Source organism: Variovorax sp. GW821-FHT06D12, from assembly GCF_059419205.1.
In genome coordinates this window covers 505,146-522,583 of sequence record NZ_JBWKRI010000004.1, presented here as the reverse complement: position 1 = coordinate 522,583, position 17,438 = coordinate 505,146, and the positions used below count along the sequence as shown (strand labels likewise).

The following is a 17,438-nucleotide window of genomic DNA, read 5'->3' as shown; positions in this document are numbered from 1 at the left end:
ACAGCACGCCGCGCGGTGGGAATGGAAACGAAGGCGTTACCCGCCTGTCGTCGGGTCGAGGCCGGTCAGAGCAAGGGCGCCGCCGGCCGCAGTCGCACGATCCAGGCCACCAGCAGCGCCGGGAACTGGGCGATGCCGGCGTTGTACTGCGCCACGGCCAGGTTGAACTGGCCGCGTGCGATTTCCGCCGCCGCCGACGGCTCGGGCCAGGCGATGGGCGCAGCCGGATCGGACGCGCCGCCCAGGCCGGGCATCAGCGGCGCAGGCCGCGACAGCGTGCCGTCCGCATCGAACACCGTGACCGCACCCGGGTACTGGCGCCGCCATGCCGCAATGAGCACCTGCAGTGCGGTGGCCAGCGCCGCCATGCTGCCCGGGTCGAGCGGGCGCACCCGCGTCGCGCCGAGCAGGGTCGCGAGCTGCGTCGTGGCGGCCTGCAGCGGCGCCACGGTGGGCGCGCCTTCGGGCGGCGTCTCGGGCCGCGGTGCGGCGGTGATGCTGGCCTGGACGAAATCGAGTTGCTTGCGCAACGCCACGTCGAGCACGGCGTAGGCCTGCAGCACGGCGGCGCGCAAACGCACCAGCCGGTTGTACGCGCCCACGAACCAGAAGAGCAGCAGCGCGACAACGAGCCAGCCGGCCAGCGAATCGGGCAGGACGCTCATCGGAAACAGAACCTCTTGGTCATCGGTCGGAACCCAGGAAACACAAAGAAAAACGCCCCCCGACCGGAGCGGTCGGAGGGCGTGGGCAACCGGTCATGCCGGTGATGCTAACCAGTTATTCGGTCGCAGCGCCTTCGTTGGCGTCCACCGTGCTGGTCGCTGCATCGCTGTCGCCGGAGCCGGCCAGTTCGGCGGCTTCCGACTCGGCGATGGCGCGGCGCTCGGCCTCGTCCATGGCGTCCTTGACCTTGCGGGCCTGGTGGTACGCCATGCCGGTGCCTGCGGGAATCAGGCGGCCGACGATGACGTTTTCCTTCAGACCGCGCAGCTCGTCGCGCTTGCCCATGATCGCGGCTTCGGTCAGCACGCGCGTCGTTTCCTGGAACGAAGCGGCCGAGATGAACGAGTCGGTCGACAGCGACGCCTTCGTGATACCCAGCAGCAGGTTGGTGAACGTAGCGGGGATCTTGCCTTCGGCGCGCAGGGCGTCGTTGGTGTTGAGCATTTCGCTGCGTTCGACCTGTTCACCGGAGATGTAGCTCGTGTCGCCGATGTTGTCGACCACGACGCGGCGCAGCATCTGGCGAACGATCACCTCGATGTGCTTGTCGTTGATCTTCACACCCTGCAAACGGTACACGTCCTGCACTTCGTCCACGATGTAGCGCGCGAGTTCTTCCGAACCCAGCAGGCGCAGGATGTCCTGCGGGTCCGCCGGACCGTCGACCACGCTTTCGCCCTTGTTCACCACCTGGCCTTCGTGCACCAGGATGTTCTTTTCCTTCGGCACGAGGTCTTCGTAGACGCCGCCTTCGGGATCGGTGATCTGCAGGCGGATCTTGCCCTTGGTCTCTTTACCGAACGACACGGTACCGGTCATTTCGGCCAGCATGCCCTTGTCCTTCGGCGAACGGGCTTCGAACAGCTCGGCCACGCGCGGCAGACCGCCGGTGATGTCTCGGGTCTTCTGACCTTCGACCGGGATGCGTGCCAGCACTTCGCCGGGGCCCACGTCCTGGCCGTCGCGGATCTGCACCAGGGCGCCGATCGGGAAGCCGATCGTCACCGAGTGGTCGGTGCCGGGGATCTTCACTTCGAGGCCTTGGGCGTCGATCAGCTTGACCTGCGGACGCACGACCTTGGCAGCGCCGCGGCGCTTCGGGTCGATCACGACCAGGGTCGACAGACCGGTCACTTCGTCCACCTGCTTGGCGACCGTCAGGCCTTCCTCGACGTTCTCGAACTGCGCCTTGCCGGCGAACTCGGTAATGATCGGGCGGGTCAGCGGGTCCCAGTTGGCGAGCACGTGGCCGGCCTTGATCTGCTGGTCGGCCTTGACCGTCAGCGTGGCGCCGTACGGCACCTTGTGACGCTCGCGCTCGCGGCCGTGCTCGTCATGGATGACGATCTCGCCCGAACGCGAAATCACGACCAGCTCGCCCTTGCTGTTGGTCACGTAGCGCATCGTGGCGTTGAAGCCGATCGAGCCGTTCGACTTGGCTTCCACGCTCGAGGCGATGGCAGCGCGCGAAGCGGCACCACCGATGTGGAAGGTACGCATCGTCAGCTGCGTGCCGGGTTCGCCGATGGACTGGGCAGCGATCACACCGACGGCTTCGCCGATGTTGATCAGGCCGCCGCGGCCCAGGTCGCGGCCGTAGCAGGTCGCGCAGATGCCGAAACGCGTTTCGCAGGTCAGCGCAGTGCGGACCTTGACTTCGTCGACGCCCTGGGCTTCCAGTGCTTCGATGTTGTCTTCGTCGAACATCTCGCCGGCCTTGAGCAGCACCGAACGGTTTTCCGGGTGCAGCACGTCGTCCGCCGCCGAGCGGCCCAGGATACGGTCGCGCAGCGACTCGATCACTTCACCGCCTTCGACGATGGCGCGCATCAGGTAACCGCCGTGCGTGCCGCAGTCCTGCTCGGTAACCACCAAGTCTTGCGTCACGTCGACCAGACGACGGGTCAGGTAACCCGAGTTCGCCGTCTTCAGCGCCGTGTCGGCCAGACCCTTACGGGCACCGTGGGTGGAGATGAAGTACTCCAACACGTTCAGGCCTTCGCGGAAGTTCGCGGTAATGGGCGTCTCGATGATCGAGCCGTCCGGCTTGGCCATCAGGCCCCGCATACCGGCCACCTGGCGAATCTGCGCTGCGGAACCGCGGGCGCCGGAGTCGGCCATCATGTAGATGGAGTTGAAGGACTCCTGCTCGACTTCCTTGCCGTGGCGGTCGATGACCTTCTGCTTGGACAGCTTGGCCATCATGACCTTCGACACTTCGTCGCCCGCCTTGCCCCAGATGTCCACCACCTTGTTGTAGCGCTCGCCGGAGGTCACGAGACCGGAGACGTACTGCTGTTCGATCTCCTTCACTTCCTTGGCCGAGCGCTCGATGATGCCGTGCTTCTCAGCGGGCACCAGCATGTCGTCGATCGCGATCGAGATGCCGGCCTTGGTCGCCAGACGGAAGCCGTTTTGCAGCAGCTTGTCGGCGAACACGACGGTCTCTTTCAGGCCGCACTTGCGGAACGAGACGTTGATGAGCTTGGAGATTTCCTTCTTCTTCAGCGCCTTGTTGATGTTCGAGAACGGCAGGCCCTTGGGCAGGATCTCGGACAGCAGGGCACGGCCCACGGTGGTGTCCACGAGCGAGGTCGACGGCGTGAACACGCCGGTTTCCTTGTCCTTGGTGTACTCCGTGATACGCACCGCGACCTTGGCGGTGAGTTCGACTTCGTTGGCGTCCAGCGCGCGCTGCACTTCACCGATGTCGGAGAAGATCAGGCCCTCGCCCTTGCCGTTGATGCGGTCGCGGGTCGTGTAGTACAGACCCAGCACCACGTCCTGCGAAGGAACGATCGACGGTTCGCCCGAAGCCGGGAACAGCACGTTGTTGGAGGCCAGCATCAGCGTGCGGGCTTCCATCTGCGCTTCCACCGACAGCGGCACGTGGACAGCCATCTGGTCGCCGTCGAAGTCGGCGTTGAAGGCCGCGCAAACGAGCGGGTGCAGCTGGATGGCCTTGCCTTCGATCAGGATCGGTTCGAACGCCTGGATGCCCAAACGGTGCAGCGTAGGCGCACGGTTCAGCATGACCGGGTGTTCCTTGATCACTTCTTCCAGGATGTCCCAGACCACCGGCGTGCCCGATTCGACTTCCTTCTTGGCAGCCTTGATCGTCGTCGCGATGCCCATGGCTTCGAGGCGCGAGAAGATGAAGGGCTTGAACAGCTCGAGCGCCATCAGCTTGGGCAGGCCGCACTGGTGCAGCTTGAGCGTCGGGCCCACCACGATGACCGAACGGCCCGAGTAGTCCACGCGCTTGCCCAGCAAGTTCTGGCGGAAACGACCGCTCTTGCCCTTGATCATGTCGGCCAGCGACTTCAGCGCGCGCTTGTTGGCGCCCGTCATGGCCTTGCCACGGCGGCCGTTGTCCAGCAGCGAGTCGACAGCCTCTTGCAGCATCCGCTTTTCGTTGCGCGCGATGATTTCCGGAGCCTTCAGCTCCAGCAGGCGGCGCAGACGCGAGTTGCGGTTGATGACGCGGCGGTACAGGTCGTTCAGGTCGGAGGTCGCGAAGCGGCCGCCGTCCAGCGGCACCAGCGGACGCAGGTCCGGCGGCAGCACGGGCAGCACTTCGAGCACCATCCACTGGGGCTTGATGCCCGACTTGCGGAAGGCCTCGAGCACCTTCAGGCGCTTGGAGTTCTTCTTGACCTTGACTTCGGAGCCGGTCAGGTCGCCGCGCAGGCGTTCGATCTCGCTGTCGAGTTCGATGCCTTCGAGCAGGTCCTTGATGCCTTCGGCGCCCATCTTGGCGATGAACTCGTCACCGTATTCCTTGCGCTTGGCGTCGTAGTCGTCCTCGGACATGATGCCGAACTTCTTCAGCGGGGTCATGCCGGGGTCGGTGATCACGTACGCTTCGAAATACAGCACGCGTTCGATGTCGCGCAGCGTCATGTCGAGCACGAGGCCCAGACGCGACGGCAGCGACTTCAGGAACCAGATGTGGGCGCAGGGCGCGGCCAGGTCGATGTGACCCATGCGCTCGCGACGCACCTTGGTCTGCGTGACTTCAACGCCGCACTTCTCGCAGATCACGCCGCGGTGCTTCAGGCGCTTGTACTTGCCGCACAGGCACTCGTAGTCCTTGATGGGGCCGAAGATCTTGGCGCAGAACAGACCGTCGCGCTCGGGCTTGAACGTGCGGTAGTTGATCGTCTCAGGCTTCTTCACCTCGCCGAAAGACCACGAACGGATCTTCTCGGGCGAAGCCATGCCGATCTTGATGGCATCGAAATGCTCATCGGGCGTGAATTGCTTGAACAGGTCGAGTAGCGATTTCATAAGACTCTTTCCCTTTTCAACTTAGGAACGCTCGAGCTCGATGTCGAGACCCAGCGAACGAATTTCCTTGACCAGCACGTTGAACGATTCCGGCATGCCGGCTTCGATCGAGTGCTCGCCCTTGACGATGCTTTCGTACACCTTGGTACGGCCTTGCACGTCGTCGGACTTCACGGTCAGCATTTCCTGCAGGACGTAGGCGGCGCCGTAAGCTTCCAGCGCCCACACTTCCATTTCACCGAAACGCTGGCCGCCGAACTGCGCCTTGCCGCCCAACGGTTGCTGCGTGACGAGCGAGTACGGACCGGTCGAACGGGCGTGCATCTTGTCGTCCACCAAGTGGTGCAGCTTCAAGAAGTGCATGTAGCCGACGGTGACGGGACGCTCGAACTGGTCGCCGGTGCGGCCGTCGTACAGGTACGCCTGCGTGCGCGTCTCGGTCAGGCCCTTGAGCTTGGCGATGTCGTCCGGGTAGGCGAGCTTCAGCATGCCGCGGATTTCTTCTTCCGAAGCGCCGTCGAACACCGGCGTCGCGAAGGTCGCGCCGCTTTGCAGGTTGGCCGCCATGGCGAGCAGCTCGGTGTCGCTCAGCTGGTCGAGCTCTTCCTTGCGGCCCGAGCCGTTGTACAGCTGCTCCATGAACTTGCGCAGCTCGGCCACCTTGGCCTCTTGCTGCAGCAGGTCACCGATGCGCTGGCCAATGCCCTTGCCGGCCCAGCCCAGATGCACTTCGAGCACCTGGCCCACGTTCATCCGCGAGGGCACGCCCAGCGGGTTCAGGCAGATGTCGCACGGCGTGCCGTCGGCCATGTGGGGCATGTCTTCGACCGGAACGATCTTGGACACCACACCCTTGTTGCCGTGACGGCCGGCCATCTTGTCGCCGGGTTGCAGGCGGCGCTTGACGGCCAGGTAGACCTTGACCATCTTGAGCACGCCCGCGGGCAGCTCGTCGCCCTGCGTGAGCTTCTTGCGCTTTTCTTCGAACGCGAGGTCGAAGCTGTGGCGCGTCTGCTCGAGCGAGTTCTTGATCGACTCGAGCTGCGAGGCCACGTCGTCTTCCGCCGGGCGGATGTCGAACCAGTGGAACTTCTCAACCGACGACAGGTAGGCCTTGTCGAGCTTGGAGCCCTTGGCCAGCTTGTTCGGGCCGCCGTTGGCGACCTTGCCGGTCAAGAGCTTCTCGATACGGTCGAACGCGTCGGCTTCGACGATGCGCAGCTGGTCGTTCAGGTCGAGGCGGAAGCGCTTCAGCTCGTCGTCGATGATCTGCTGGGCGCGCTTGTCGCGCTGGATGCCTTCGCGGGTGAACACCTGCACGTCGATCACAGTGCCTTGCGAGCCCTGGTCCACGCGCAGCGAGGTGTCCTTCACGTCGGAAGCCTTCTCGCCGAAGATGGCGCGAAGCAGCTTCTCTTCCGGCGTCAGCGTGGTCTCGCCCTTCGGCGTGACCTTGCCCACCAGCGTGTCGCCCGGCTGCACTTCGGCGCCGACATAAATGATGCCGGATTCGTCGAGGCGGTTGAGCTGCTGCTCGGCCAGGTTCGGGATGTCGCGCGTGATTTCTTCGGCGCCCAGCTTGGTGTCGCGAGCCATCACCACCAGTTCCTCGATGTGGATCGAGGTGTAGCGGTCTTCGGCGACGACGCGTTCCGAGATCAGGATCGAGTCTTCGAAGTTGTAGCCGTTCCAGGGCATGAACGCGATCAGCATGTTCTGGCCGAGGGCCAGTTCGCCGAGGTCGGTCGATGCGCCGTCGGCCACCACGTCGCCCTTGGCGATCTTGTCGCCGCGCTTGACGATGGGGCGCTGGTGGATGTTGGTGTTCTGGTTCGAACGCTGATACTTGATCAGGTTGTAGATGTCCACACCGACTTCACCGGCAGCCGCTTCGGCGTCGTTCACACGCACCACGACACGGGTCGCATCGACGTAGTCGACGATACCGCCGCGGGTGGCCGTGACCACGGTGCCCGAGTCGACCGCGGAGACGCGCTCGATGCCGGTACCGACCATCGGCTTTTCGGGACGCAGCACAGGCACGGCCTGACGCTGCATGTTGGCGCCCATCAACGCGCGGTTCGCATCGTCGTGCTCCAGGAACGGCACGAGCGAGGCAGCCACCGAAACGATCTGCGCGGGCGACACGTCCATGTACTGGATGCGCTCGGCACCGACCAGGATCGATTCGCCGGCTTCACGCGCGGAGACCAGGTCGCCGGTCAGCTTGCCGTCCTTGTCCAGGACCGCGTTGGCCTGGGCGATGACGTACTTGCCTTCTTCGATGGCCGACAGGTAGTCGATGTCCATCGTGACCTTGCTGTCGACCACGCGGCGGTACGGCGTCTCGATGAAGCCGTATTCGTTCAGGCGGGCGTACAGGGCCAGCGAGTTGATCAGACCGATGTTCGGGCCTTCAGGCGTTTCGATCGGGCACACGCGGCCGTAGTGGGTCACGTGCACGTCGCGCACTTCGAAACCTGCACGTTCACGCGTCAGACCGCCCGGGCCAAGGGCCGACACGCGGCGCTTGTGGGTGATTTCGGACAGCGGGTTCGTCTGGTCCATGAACTGCGACAGCTGCGACGCACCGAAGAATTCCTTCAGCGCGGCCGAGATCGGCTTGCTGTTGATCAGGTCGTGCGGCATCAGCGGCTCTTGCTCGGCCTGACCCAGACGTTCCTTCACGGCCTTCTCGATACGTGCCAGACCGGTGCGGTACTGGTTTTCGGCCAGTTCGCCGACGCAACGCACGCGGCGGTTGCCCAGGTGGTCGATGTCGTCGACTTCGCCGTTGCCGTTGCGCAGGTCCACGAGGATCTTGACCACGGCCAGGATGTCTTCGTTGGTCAGCACCATCGGGCCGGTCGATTCGTCGCGGCCGACCTTGGCGTTGAACTTCATGCGGCCCACGCGCGACAGGTCGTACGTGTCCGGGTTGTAGAACAGGCGCTGGAACAGGGCCTGCACCGCGTCTTCCGTCGGCGGCTCGCCGGGGCGCATCATGCGGTAGATGGCCACGCGCGCGGCGAACTCATCGACGGTTTCGTCGATGCGCAGCGTTTGCGAGATGTACGCGCCCTGGTCCAGTTCGTTCGTGTAGATGACCTGGATGTCCTGCACGCCAGCCGTGCGCAGCTTCTTCAGCAGCGCTTCGGTCAGCTCGTCGTTGGCCTTGGCCAGGATTTCGCCGGAGTCGGCGTCGACGATGTTGCGGGCGATGACGCGGCCGACCAGGAAGTCTTCCGGCACGCTGATGTGCGTGGTGCCGCCCTGCTCGAGTTCACGCGTGTGGCGCGCGGTGACGCGCTTGTCCTTGGCGACCACGACCTTGCCCGACTTGTCGGTGATGTCGAAGCGCGCGACTTCGCCGCGCAGGCGCTCGGAGACGAACTCCATCTGCGCGCCGCTGTCCATCAGGCGGAAGTTGTCGTTCACGAAGAAGTTCGCGAGGATCGATTCCGGGTTCAGACCGATGGCCTTCAGCAGGATCGTGACCGGCATCTTGCGGCGACGGTCCACGCGGAAGTACAGCATGTCCTTCGGGTCGAATTCGAAGTCGAGCCACGAACCGCGGTAGGGAATCACGCGGGCCGAGAACAGCAGCTTGCCCGAGCTGTGCGTCTTGCCCTTGTCGTGTTCGAAGAACACGCCGGGCGAACGGTGCAGCTGCGAGACGATCACGCGCTCGGTGCCGTTGATGATGAACGAACCCTTGTCGGTCATGAGCGGCACTTCGCCCATGTAGACCTCTTGTTCCTTCACTTCCTTGACCACCTTCGACTGCGAGGTCGACGACTCGCGGTCATAGATGATGAGCTGCACCTTGGCGCGCACGGCCGAGGCGAAGGTCAGACCACGGGTCTGGCACTCACGCACATCGAACGCCGGCTTCGCCAGGTTGTACTCGAGGAACTTCATCTCGACAAAACCGTTGTGCGAGACGATCGGGAAGGCAGCGTCGAACGCGGCCTGCAGGCCTTCGACGGTGCGGTGCTTGGGGGCGATGCCGGCTTGCAGGAACGCGGTGTACGCGTCTTTCTGCATCTGCAGCAGGTAGGGGATTTCGACGACGCTGTCGCGGTTACCGAAACTTTTTCGGATGCGCTTGCGTTCGGTGTAACTGTACGCGGACGATTGGGCCATGAGAGCTCCGGTGCTTGAGATCTTCAGCGACTTGTCAGCAGTGCCGGGCGAACGGCACCACTGCTTGGCGGCTGGCCACTACCAGCCGTTGGCGGACGGCGATGCATTGCACATCGCCCGAACCAAGGGGTCTTCTGCAGTCGGGTTCAGAAGACACTCAAAAATCGTCTTGGCTTTTGCTATTCCATCGACCTTTCGGCCTCTGAAAGAACCGGCGCCAAGCCGGCTTTTGGGTGCGCTCTGAAAGCGGCAAAGGCTGGAGGGCCTTTTCAGGCACCTCCAGCCCTCTAGGGGGTCTGAATTACTTCAGTTCCACCTTGGCGCCGGCATCTTCCAGCTTCTTCTTGGCGGCTTCAGCGTCAGCCTTCGACAGGCCTTCCTTGACAGCCTTGGGAGCGGCTTCCACCAGGTCCTTGGCTTCCTTGAGGCCCAGGCCGGTGATTTCGCGCACGGCCTTGATCGCCGACACCTTGTTCGCGCCAGCATCCATCAGCATGACGTTGAATTCGGTTTGCTCTTCAGCGACTGCAGCAGCAGCGCCACCGCCGGCAGCGGGTGCCGACATAGCTGCGGCGCTCACGCCAAACTTCTCTTCGATGGCCTTCACCAGGTCGTTGAGTTCCAGGACCGTCATTGCGTCGAGCGCGGTCAGAAATGCGTCTTTATCGAATGCCATTTTTGTTTCCTAACAATTGGGTTGAATATTCAAAAACGAGGGCGCGCTCAGGCGGCCTGCGCTTCTTCTGCCGGTGCATCGGCGACGGGTGCAGCTTCGCCACCACCACGCTTCTCGGCCAGCGCCGCGAGCACGCGGGCGGTACGAGAAATCGGGGATTGCATCAAGCCCAGCAGTTGCGCCAGCAGCACTTCCTTGGAAGGGATGTTGGCCAGTTGCTTCACGCCTTCGACGTCCAGGGCCTTGCCACCGAATGCGCCACCGCGAATCACCAACTTGTCGTTGGTCTTCGCGAAATTGGCCACCACCTTTGCGGCAGCCACAGCGTCTTCGGAGAAGCCATAGATCAGCGGACCGGTCATCTGGTCGCCGACGATCTCAAACGGGCTGCCAGCGACAGCACGGCGAGCCAGCGTGTTCTTCAGAACACTCAGGGTCACACCGTTGCTGCGCGCTTCGCTGCGCAGTTTGGTCATATCGGCCACCGTGATGCCACGGTATTCCGCCATCACGAGCGTTTGAGCTTTTGCGGCGAGGCTGGTCACATCACTGATGACCGCTTCTTTCTCACTGCGATTCAGACTCAAGGTCTACTCCTTTTAATGCGACCTTCGGCCGGGGCCTCGGATCGCGCTTCATGCAGCGACCAACTGTTTCGGAACAAAAATCAAATTCCTTGCAGTGGGGTCGCCATCTGCGCTGGATACCGGAAGGATCGATCCGGCCATTAAGTGCAGCGCCCTGCACACCAGCGGTCTTGGATGGCTCGCGGCAACCGAAGCTGCCGCGACCCACCACATCTGCCCTCTCCTTGCGGGATCGGGCAAATCTCTTTAGCTCGCCGAGATGGTTTGCGTGTCCACGCGGACACCCAGACCCATCGTCGACGACACAGCCACCTTGCGCAGGTACACGCCCTTGCTGGTCGCCGGCTTGGCCTTGACCAGAGCGTCGATCAGCGCAGCGAGGTTGCCTTGCAGCTTGTCGTTGTCGAACGAGCGACGGCCGATCGTGCCGTGGATGATGCCGGCCTTGTCGACGCGGAACTGGACCTGGCCAGCCTTGGCGTTCTTGACAGCGGTGGCGACGTCAGGCGTCACGGTGCCAACCTTGGGGTTGGGCATCAGGCCACGCGGGCCGAGGATCTGGCCGAGCGTACCGACGACGCGCATGGCATCGGGGGCAGCAATCACGACGTCGAAAGGCATGTCGCCAGCCTTGACCATCGCAGCCAGGTCGTCCATGCCGACGATGTCGGCACCGGCGGCCTTGGCTTCTTCAGCCTTGGCGCCTTGGGCGAACACGGCGACGCGCTTGGTCTTGCCGGTGCCGTTGGGCAGCACGACAGCACCGCGAACCACCTGGTCCGACTTCTTCGCGTCGATGCCCAGTTGCACGGCCACGTCGATCGATTCGTCGAACTTGGCGGTGGCAGCATCCTTGACGATGACGATGGCGTCGGCCAGGGGGTACAGCTTGTTGCTGTCGACCTTGCCTTGCAGCGACTTTTGCTTCTTGGTGATCTTGGACATTTACACGCCCTCCACATTCACGCCCATCGAGCGGGCCGAGCCGGCGATGGTGCGAACTGCTGCGTCGAGGTCGGCGGCAGTCAGGTCCTTCATCTTGGCCTTGGCGATTTCTTCGAGCTGAGCGCGCGTGATCTTGCCGACCTTGTCGGTGTGCGGACGGGCCGAGCCCTTGTCCAGCTTGATGGCCTTCTTGATCAAGGTGATCGCCGGAGGCGTCTTGATGATGAAGGTGAAGCTCTTGTCAGCGAACGCGGTGATGACCACCGGCAGCGGCAGACCCGGCTCAACGCCTTGGGTTTGCGCGTTGAACGCCTTGCAGAACTCCATGATGTTCAGACCGCGCTGACCCAGTGCGGGACCGATCGGCGGGGACGGGTTGGCCTTACCAGCTGGCACTTGCAGCTTGATGAAGCCGACGATTTTTTTCGCCATGCTTTGCTCCTTGCGGGTGATATCGCCTTGGCTCTCGCCGCGGCTCCCCGGGGTTAAACGACTCTTCGATCAAGGCCGCGCGCCGAGTCGGACAACGCGCAGCCGGAAACTGGCAGGCCCGCCCGAAGACAGGCCATGGGATCAGGTCTTCTCGACCTGACCGAATTCGAGCTCCACAGGGGTGGCGCGGCCGAAAATCATGACCGACACGCTGACCTTGCTCTTCTCGTAGTTGACGTCTTCCACCGTGCCATTGAAGTCGGTGAACGGGCCTTCCTTGACGCGCACGAACTCACCCACGGTGAACTCGACCTTGTGGCGCGGCTTCTCGGTGCCCTGCTGCATCTGGTTGACGATGTCCTCGACCTCTTTCTGCGAGATCGGGGCCGGACGGTTCTTGGCGCCGCCCACGAAACCCGTCACCTTGTTGGTGTGCTTCACCAGGTGCCAGCTCTCGTCGTCCATGATCATTTCGACCAGCACGTAGCCCGGGAAGAAACGGCGCTCGGTGGTGCGCTTCTGGCCGTTCTTGATCTCGACCACTTCTTCGGTCGGAACCAGGATGCGGCCGAACTTGTCCTGCATGCCGGCGCGGGTGATGCGCTCGGTGATGTTGCGCTCGACAGCCTTTTCCATGCCCGAGTAGGCATGCACCACGTACCAACGCAGATCAGGGTTGGCAGCGGGGGTCAGGAGAGGGTTCTGCTCCTCTTCCGGCGTGCTCTGCGTGGTTTCAACTGCGTCGTCGGTCATTATTTTCTCCAGCCCAGAATGAGGTCAAAGAACACCCATTCGAGCGTCTTGTCGGTGAGCCAGAGGAAGACGGACATGATCGCCACGAAGGCGAACACATAGGCCGTCATCTGCATCGATTCCTTGCGGGTCGGCCACACGACCTTCTTGACCTCGCGCCACGAGTCACGACCGAAAGCCCACAGCTGACGGCCATTCTCGGAGCTGCCGAAGGCGCCCACGGCCGCAGCCAGGCCGACCAGCAGCGCAGCCCATTGCACCAGCGAGCCTTGGCGCGACAGCAGGTAGAACGCGACGATCGCGCCCACTGCCAGCACCACCGCCGCAGCCAGCTTGGCTTTGTCGGCACCCGTGCTCACGGTTTCGATTTGAGAAGTGGCCATGTCGGCTGATTTCCTGTGGCCTCGCGGCCTTCAATTCAATGCGTCTCTTGAGACGCCGAAGCCCATCGGATCGCGATGGGCTTGTCGGGGTGCCACCTAGGTGGCAGGGGCAGTAGGAATCGAACCTACAACCTTCGGTTTTGGAGACCGACGCTCTGCCAATTGAGCTATACCCCTCCGGTACTCTTTACGCTCGGCTTAGATGTCGAGGATCTTGGCCACGACGCCCGAACCCACGGTACGGCCGCCTTCACGGATGGCGAAGCGCAGGCCTTCTTCCATCGCGATCGGGTTGATCAGCTTCACGGTGATGCTGACGTTGTCGCCAGGCACGACCATTTCCTTGTCCGCGGGCAGCTCGATCGCGCCGGTCACGTCCGTCGTGCGGAAGTAGAACTGCGGACGGTAGTTGTTGAAGAACGGCGTGTGACGGCCGCCTTCGTCCTTGGACAGGACATACACCTCGGCGGTGAAGTGCACGTGCGGCTTGATCGAGCCGGGCTTGCACAGCACTTGGCCGCGCTCGACTTCTTCGCGCTTCGTGCCGCGCAGCAGCACGCCGACGTTGTCGCCGGCTTGACCCTGGTCCAGCAGCTTGCGGAACATTTCCACGCCGGTGCAGGTGGTCTTGACGGTGGGGCGGATACCGACGATTTCGATTTCTTCGCCGACCTTGATCACGCCGCGCTCGACAGCGCCGGTCACCACGGTGCCGCGACCCGAGATCGAGAACACGTCTTCCACGGGCATCAGGAACGTGCCGTCCACAGCGCGCTCAGGCGTGGGGATGTACGTGTCCAGGGCTTCTGCCAGCTTCATGATGGCGCCTTCGCCCAGGTCGCCCTTGTCGCCTTCCAGGGCAAGCTTGGCCGAGCCGTGGATGATGGGGGTGTCGTCGCCGGGGAATTCGTACTTGTCGAGGAGTTCGCGAACTTCCATTTCGACCAGCTCGAGCAGTTCCTTGTCGTCGACCATGTCGCACTTGTTCAGGAACACGATGATGTAGCCCACGCCCACCTGGCGAGCCAGCAGGATGTGTTCACGGGTCTGGGGCATCGGGCCGTCGGCGGCCGAGCACACCAGGATGGCGCCGTCCATCTGGGCAGCGCCGGTGATCATGTTCTTCACGTAGTCGGCGTGGCCGGGGCAGTCGACGTGTGCGTAGTGGCGGTTGGCCGTTTCGTACTCGACGTGCGCGGTGTTGATCGTGATGCCGCGGGCCTTTTCTTCAGGCGCTGCGTCGATCTGGTCGTAAGCCTTGGCTTCGCCGCCGAACTTGGCCGACAGCACGGTGGCGATCGCAGCCGTCAGCGTGGTCTTGCCGTGGTCAACGTGACCGATCGTGCCCACGTTCACGTGCGGCTTGGTGCGGGTGAATTTACCTTTTGCCATTTTTCGACTCCGAAAAAAACGATTTCAACGCATGCAGATGGGTCGCAAGCCTGTCGTTGCAACCCCAGAAAACTGGTGCCCTTTGCGGGAATCGGACCCGCGACCTCTCCCTTACCAAGGGAGTGCTCTACCACTGAGCCAAAAGGGCTTTTGTTCTAACCAAATCGCTTCCGGCGCCGAACCGGGTCTCTGGAGCGGGAGACGGGAATCGAACCCGCGTCATCAGCTTGGAAGGCTGGGGTTCTACCATTGAACTACTCCCGCATCGGGGGCACTTCAAGGCACCCAAAGCGCTAGATCCAATCGCTCTTAGAAACCAAATTCATCGCTGGTGGAGAGGGCTGGATTCGAACCAGCGTACTCGTAAGAGGGCAGATTTACAGTCTGCTGCCATTAACCACTCGGCCACCTCTCCGGCGAACCTCGAAATATAGCACGATTTTGTGACTACACAGGTTTCCCAGCAAAAGATGAAGCGTGGAAACCTGCTCGAGGTGTGAAGCCTCTGATTATGAGCGAAGTTCGGAGCCTCCCGACTGCTGCGCCTCACGCCATGCACGGGCTTGGCCAAAATGACCGCAGCCGATGAACGGAACCGGCGGCCGGAGCGCAGACAGCGGCGAGGGATGATTCGACATCAGCACCTTATGGCGCCCAACATCGATCAACGCACGCTTACTTTGCGCGTGCGAGCCCCATAGCATAAAAACAACAGGTCGTTCGCCCTGCGCCACATGGCGAATCACGGCGTCGGTCAGCACTTCCCAGCCGCGGCCTGCATGGCTGGCCGGCTGGGCTTCCTCGACCGTCAGACAGGTGTTGAGCAACAGCACGCCGTGCGTCGCCCATTTCACGAGGCTGCCGCCCGGGTTCGGAAACGCCGGCGGCGGCGTGCCCAGGTCGCGCTGGAGCTCCTTGAAGATGTTGCGCAGCGACGGCGGCAGCGCCACGCCCGACGCCACCGAGAAGGCCAACCCCTCGGCCTGCCCGCGCCCGTGGTACGGGTCCTGGCCCAGGATCACCACGCGCACGTCTTCCGGCGGCGTGAGTTCCAGCGCTCGCAGCGGCTGCGGCGGAAAGATCACCGCCCCGGCGTCGAGGCGCTCGCGCAGGAAACCCTGCAACTTCTGGCCGACCGCGCCGGCAAAGAAATCGTCGACCAGCGGCTGCCAGCCCGGCGCCACCGGCCAGTCGGCAGGATCGCTGCTCGACAGCTGGTCCGGCCGCGTCATTTGAACAATGCGGCGAGCGCCTCGCCGGGTTCCTTGGCGCGCATGAAGGCTTCGCCGACGAGGAAGGCGTTGACGCCCGCGCCGCGCAGCGTGGCGACGTCCTCGCGCGTGGCGATGCCCGACTCGGTCACCGGCAGGCGATCCGCCGGCAGCCTGGGCAGCAGATCGATGGTGGCCTGGATCGACACCTCGAAGTTGCGCAGGTTGCGGTTGTTGACGCCGATGAGCGGCGTCTTGAGCTTCAGTGCGCGATCGAGTTCGCCCGCGTCGTGCACCTCGACCAGCACCGCCATGCCCAGCCCGCGCGCGATGGCTTCGTAGTCCTTCATCTGCGCGTCGTCGAGGCAGGCGGCGATCAGCAGGATGGCGTCGGCGCCCATCGCGCGCGACTCGTACACCTGGTAGGCGTCGACGATGAAGTCCTTGCGCAGCACCGGCAGGTCGCACGAGGCGCGCGCCTGCTTCAGGTAGTCGACGCCGCCCTGGAAGAACTGCTTGTCGGTCAGCACCGAGAGGCAGGCCGCGCTCACCACGCCGTCGCCCTCGGCATAGCTTTGCGCGATGTCGGCCGGAATGAAGTCTTCGCGCAGCACGCCCTTGCTCGGACTGGCCTTCTTGACTTCGGCGATCACCGCCGCCTGGCCGGCCGCGATCTTGGCGCGCAAGGCGGCCTCGAAGTCGCGCGTGAGCACACGGCTTTCGGCGTCGAAGCGCACGACCTCGAGCGGGGCGCGCTTCAGCGCGGCGGCGACTTCCTGGCGTTTGACGGCGACGATCTTGTCGAGAATGTCTGACATGGCTTGCTCTGCTTTCGGTGGCACGACGGCCTGATTCTCAGAAGGAGGTGGAGGCCTTGACCAGCTCAGTGAGCTTGGCCTTCGCCGCACCGGATGCGATGGCCTGGCGCGAACGCTCCACGCCCGCCGGCACCGAGTCGACCACGTTGGCCGCATACAGCGCCGCGCCCGCGTTGAGCAGCACGATGTCCAGCGCCGGGCCGGCCTGGTTGTCCAGCACGCCGATCAGCATGGCCTTCGACTGCTCGGGCGTCTCGACGCGCAGCGAACGGTTGCTCGCCATCTGGAAGCCGAAGTCTTCCGGGTGCAGTTCGTACTCGCGGATCTCGCCGTCCTTGAGCTCGCCGATCATGGTGGCCGCGCCCAGCGAGATCTCGTCCATGCCGTCGCGGCCGTAGACCACCACCGCATGCTCGGCACCGAGGCGCTGCAGCGCGCGCACCTGGATGCCCACGAGGTCGGGGTGGAACACGCCCATCAGGATGTTCGGCGCACCGGCCGGGTTGGTCAGCGGGCCGAGGATGTTGAAGATCGTCTTGATGCCGAGCTCCTTGCGCACCGGCGCCACGTTCTTCATCGCCGGATGGTGGTTCGGCGCGAACATGAAGCCGATGCCGACCTGCGCGATGCACTGCGCGATCTGCTCGGGCTTGAGGTTGATGTTGACGCCCAGCGACTCCAGCACGTCGGCACTGCCCGACTTGCTCGACACGCTGCGCCCGCCATGCTTGCTCACCTTGGCGCCGGCCGCGGCCGCGACGAACATCGAGCAGGTCGAGATGTTGAAGGTGTGCGAGCCGTCGCCGCCGGTGCCGACGATGTCCACGAGGTTCGTGGTGTCGGCCACGGGCACCTTGGTCGACACCTCGCGCATCACCTGCGCGGCGGCGGTGATTTCGCCGATGGTTTCCTTCTTCACGCGCAGGCCGGTGATCAGCGCGGCCATCATCACGGGCGAACACTCGCCGCTCATGATGAGCCGCACGATGTGCAGCATCTCGTCGTGGAAGACTTCGCGGTGTTCGATGGTGCGCTGCAGCGCTTCCTGGGGGGTGATCATGAAGGGTCTCCTCGGTGTG

The 17,438-nt window shown here is 63.6% G+C and carries 13 protein-coding genes and 4 tRNA genes; all 17 read right to left on the bottom strand.

What is annotated here, in order from left to right; translation table 11 throughout:
• Window positions 1-65 precede the first annotated feature (65 nt).
• Window positions 66-665: a LemA family protein gene (locus AC07SQ_RS16025; RefSeq protein WP_495273449.1), complete on the bottom strand. Its 600-nt coding sequence runs from the start codon at window positions 663-665 to the stop codon at window positions 66-68.
• Between the two features lie 115 nt (window positions 666-780).
• Window positions 781-5,016, bottom strand: a complete 4,236-nt coding sequence (gene rpoC, locus AC07SQ_RS16020; protein WP_062479330.1) for a DNA-directed RNA polymerase subunit beta' — start codon at window positions 5,014-5,016, stop codon at window positions 781-783.
• Between the two features lie 21 nt (window positions 5,017-5,037).
• Window positions 5,038-9,162, bottom strand: a complete 4,125-nt coding sequence (rpoB, locus tag AC07SQ_RS16015; RefSeq protein WP_495273448.1) for a DNA-directed RNA polymerase subunit beta — start codon at window positions 9,160-9,162, stop codon at window positions 5,038-5,040.
• A 301-nt stretch (window positions 9,163-9,463) separates the two neighbouring features.
• Entirely contained in the window at window positions 9,464-9,838 is a 375-nt protein-coding gene (rplL, locus tag AC07SQ_RS16010) for a 50S ribosomal protein L7/L12 (RefSeq protein WP_070063901.1), read from the bottom strand.
• 47 nt (window positions 9,839-9,885) lie between these two features.
• Window positions 9,886-10,425 (bottom strand): 50S ribosomal protein L10, encoded by a 540-nt coding sequence (gene rplJ, locus AC07SQ_RS16005; RefSeq protein WP_056584633.1) that lies wholly within the window; start codon window positions 10,423-10,425, stop codon window positions 9,886-9,888.
• A gap of 246 nt (window positions 10,426-10,671) precedes the next feature.
• Window positions 10,672-11,370 carry a 50S ribosomal protein L1 gene (gene rplA / locus AC07SQ_RS16000; protein WP_062479319.1) on the bottom strand — a complete coding sequence of 233 codons (699 nt, stop codon included), beginning with the start codon at window positions 11,368-11,370 and terminating at the stop codon, window positions 10,672-10,674.
• Complete coding sequence (gene rplK / locus AC07SQ_RS15995) at window positions 11,371-11,802, bottom strand: 50S ribosomal protein L11 (protein ID WP_056584627.1); 432 nt, start codon at window positions 11,800-11,802, stop codon at window positions 11,371-11,373.
• A gap of 141 nt (window positions 11,803-11,943) precedes the next feature.
• Complete coding sequence (nusG, locus tag AC07SQ_RS15990) at window positions 11,944-12,555, bottom strand: transcription termination/antitermination protein NusG (RefSeq protein ID WP_062479316.1); 612 nt, start codon at window positions 12,553-12,555, stop codon at window positions 11,944-11,946.
• Window positions 12,555-12,938, bottom strand: a complete 384-nt coding sequence (gene secE, locus AC07SQ_RS15985; RefSeq protein ID WP_062479313.1) for a preprotein translocase subunit SecE — start codon at window positions 12,936-12,938, stop codon at window positions 12,555-12,557. Before secE ends, nusG begins: the two co-directional genes overlap by 1 nt.
• Before the next feature lie 101 nt (window positions 12,939-13,039).
• A tRNA-Trp gene (locus AC07SQ_RS15980) sits at window positions 13,040-13,115 on the bottom strand.
• A gap of 21 nt (window positions 13,116-13,136) precedes the next feature.
• Entirely contained in the window at window positions 13,137-14,330 is a 1,194-nt protein-coding gene (gene tuf, locus AC07SQ_RS15975) for an elongation factor Tu (RefSeq protein ID WP_495273447.1), read from the bottom strand.
• 73 nt (window positions 14,331-14,403) lie between these two features.
• A tRNA-Thr gene (locus AC07SQ_RS15970) sits at window positions 14,404-14,478 on the bottom strand.
• A 42-nt stretch (window positions 14,479-14,520) separates the two neighbouring features.
• A tRNA-Gly gene (locus AC07SQ_RS15965) sits at window positions 14,521-14,594 on the bottom strand.
• A gap of 65 nt (window positions 14,595-14,659) precedes the next feature.
• Window positions 14,660-14,745 (bottom strand) — tRNA-Tyr (locus AC07SQ_RS15960).
• Window positions 14,746-14,839: 94 nt separating this feature from the next.
• Window positions 14,840-15,562 (bottom strand): uracil-DNA glycosylase, encoded by a 723-nt coding sequence (locus AC07SQ_RS15955; protein WP_495273446.1) that lies wholly within the window; start codon window positions 15,560-15,562, stop codon window positions 14,840-14,842.
• Window positions 15,559-16,359, bottom strand: coding sequence for an indole-3-glycerol phosphate synthase TrpC (trpC, locus tag AC07SQ_RS15950; protein WP_495273445.1), 801 nt, complete (start codon window positions 16,357-16,359; stop codon window positions 15,559-15,561). Before trpC ends, AC07SQ_RS15955 begins: the two co-directional genes overlap by 4 nt.
• A 37-nt stretch (window positions 16,360-16,396) precedes the next feature.
• Window positions 16,397-17,419 (bottom strand): anthranilate phosphoribosyltransferase, encoded by a 1,023-nt coding sequence (gene trpD, locus AC07SQ_RS15945; RefSeq protein WP_487848675.1) that lies wholly within the window; start codon window positions 17,417-17,419, stop codon window positions 16,397-16,399.
• Window positions 17,420-17,438: the final 19 nt, after the last annotated feature.

Bases quoted from the DNA above. Each gene is read 5' to 3' on its own strand.
- AC07SQ_RS16025 (WP_495273449.1), bottom strand. From the start codon at position 665: ATGAGCGTCCTGCCCGATTCGCTGGCCGGCTGGCTCGTTGTCGCGCTG.
- rpoC (WP_062479330.1), bottom strand. From the start codon at position 5,016: ATGAAATCGCTACTCGACCTGTTCAAGCAATTCACGCCCGATGAGCAT.
- rpoB (WP_495273448.1), bottom strand. From the start codon at position 9,162: ATGGCCCAATCGTCCGCGTACAGTTACACCGAACGCAAGCGCATCCGA.
- rplL (WP_070063901.1), bottom strand. From the start codon at position 9,838: ATGGCATTCGATAAAGACGCATTTCTGACCGCGCTCGACGCAATGACG.
- rplA (WP_062479319.1), bottom strand. From the start codon at position 11,370: ATGTCCAAGATCACCAAGAAGCAAAAGTCGCTGCAAGGCAAGGTCGAC.
- rplK (WP_056584627.1), bottom strand. From the start codon at position 11,802: ATGGCGAAAAAAATCGTCGGCTTCATCAAGCTGCAAGTGCCAGCTGGT.
- nusG (WP_062479316.1), bottom strand. From the start codon at position 12,555: ATGACCGACGACGCAGTTGAAACCACGCAGAGCACGCCGGAAGAGGAG.
- secE (WP_062479313.1), bottom strand. From the start codon at position 12,938: ATGGCCACTTCTCAAATCGAAACCGTGAGCACGGGTGCCGACAAAGCC.
- tuf (WP_495273447.1), bottom strand. From the start codon at position 14,330: ATGGCAAAAGGTAAATTCACCCGCACCAAGCCGCACGTGAACGTGGGC.
- AC07SQ_RS15955 (WP_495273446.1), bottom strand. From the start codon at position 15,562: ATGACGCGGCCGGACCAGCTGTCGAGCAGCGATCCTGCCGACTGGCCG.
- trpC (WP_495273445.1), bottom strand. From the start codon at position 16,359: ATGTCAGACATTCTCGACAAGATCGTCGCCGTCAAACGCCAGGAAGTC.
- trpD (WP_487848675.1), bottom strand. From the start codon at position 17,419: ATGATCACCCCCCAGGAAGCGCTGCAGCGCACCATCGAACACCGCGAA.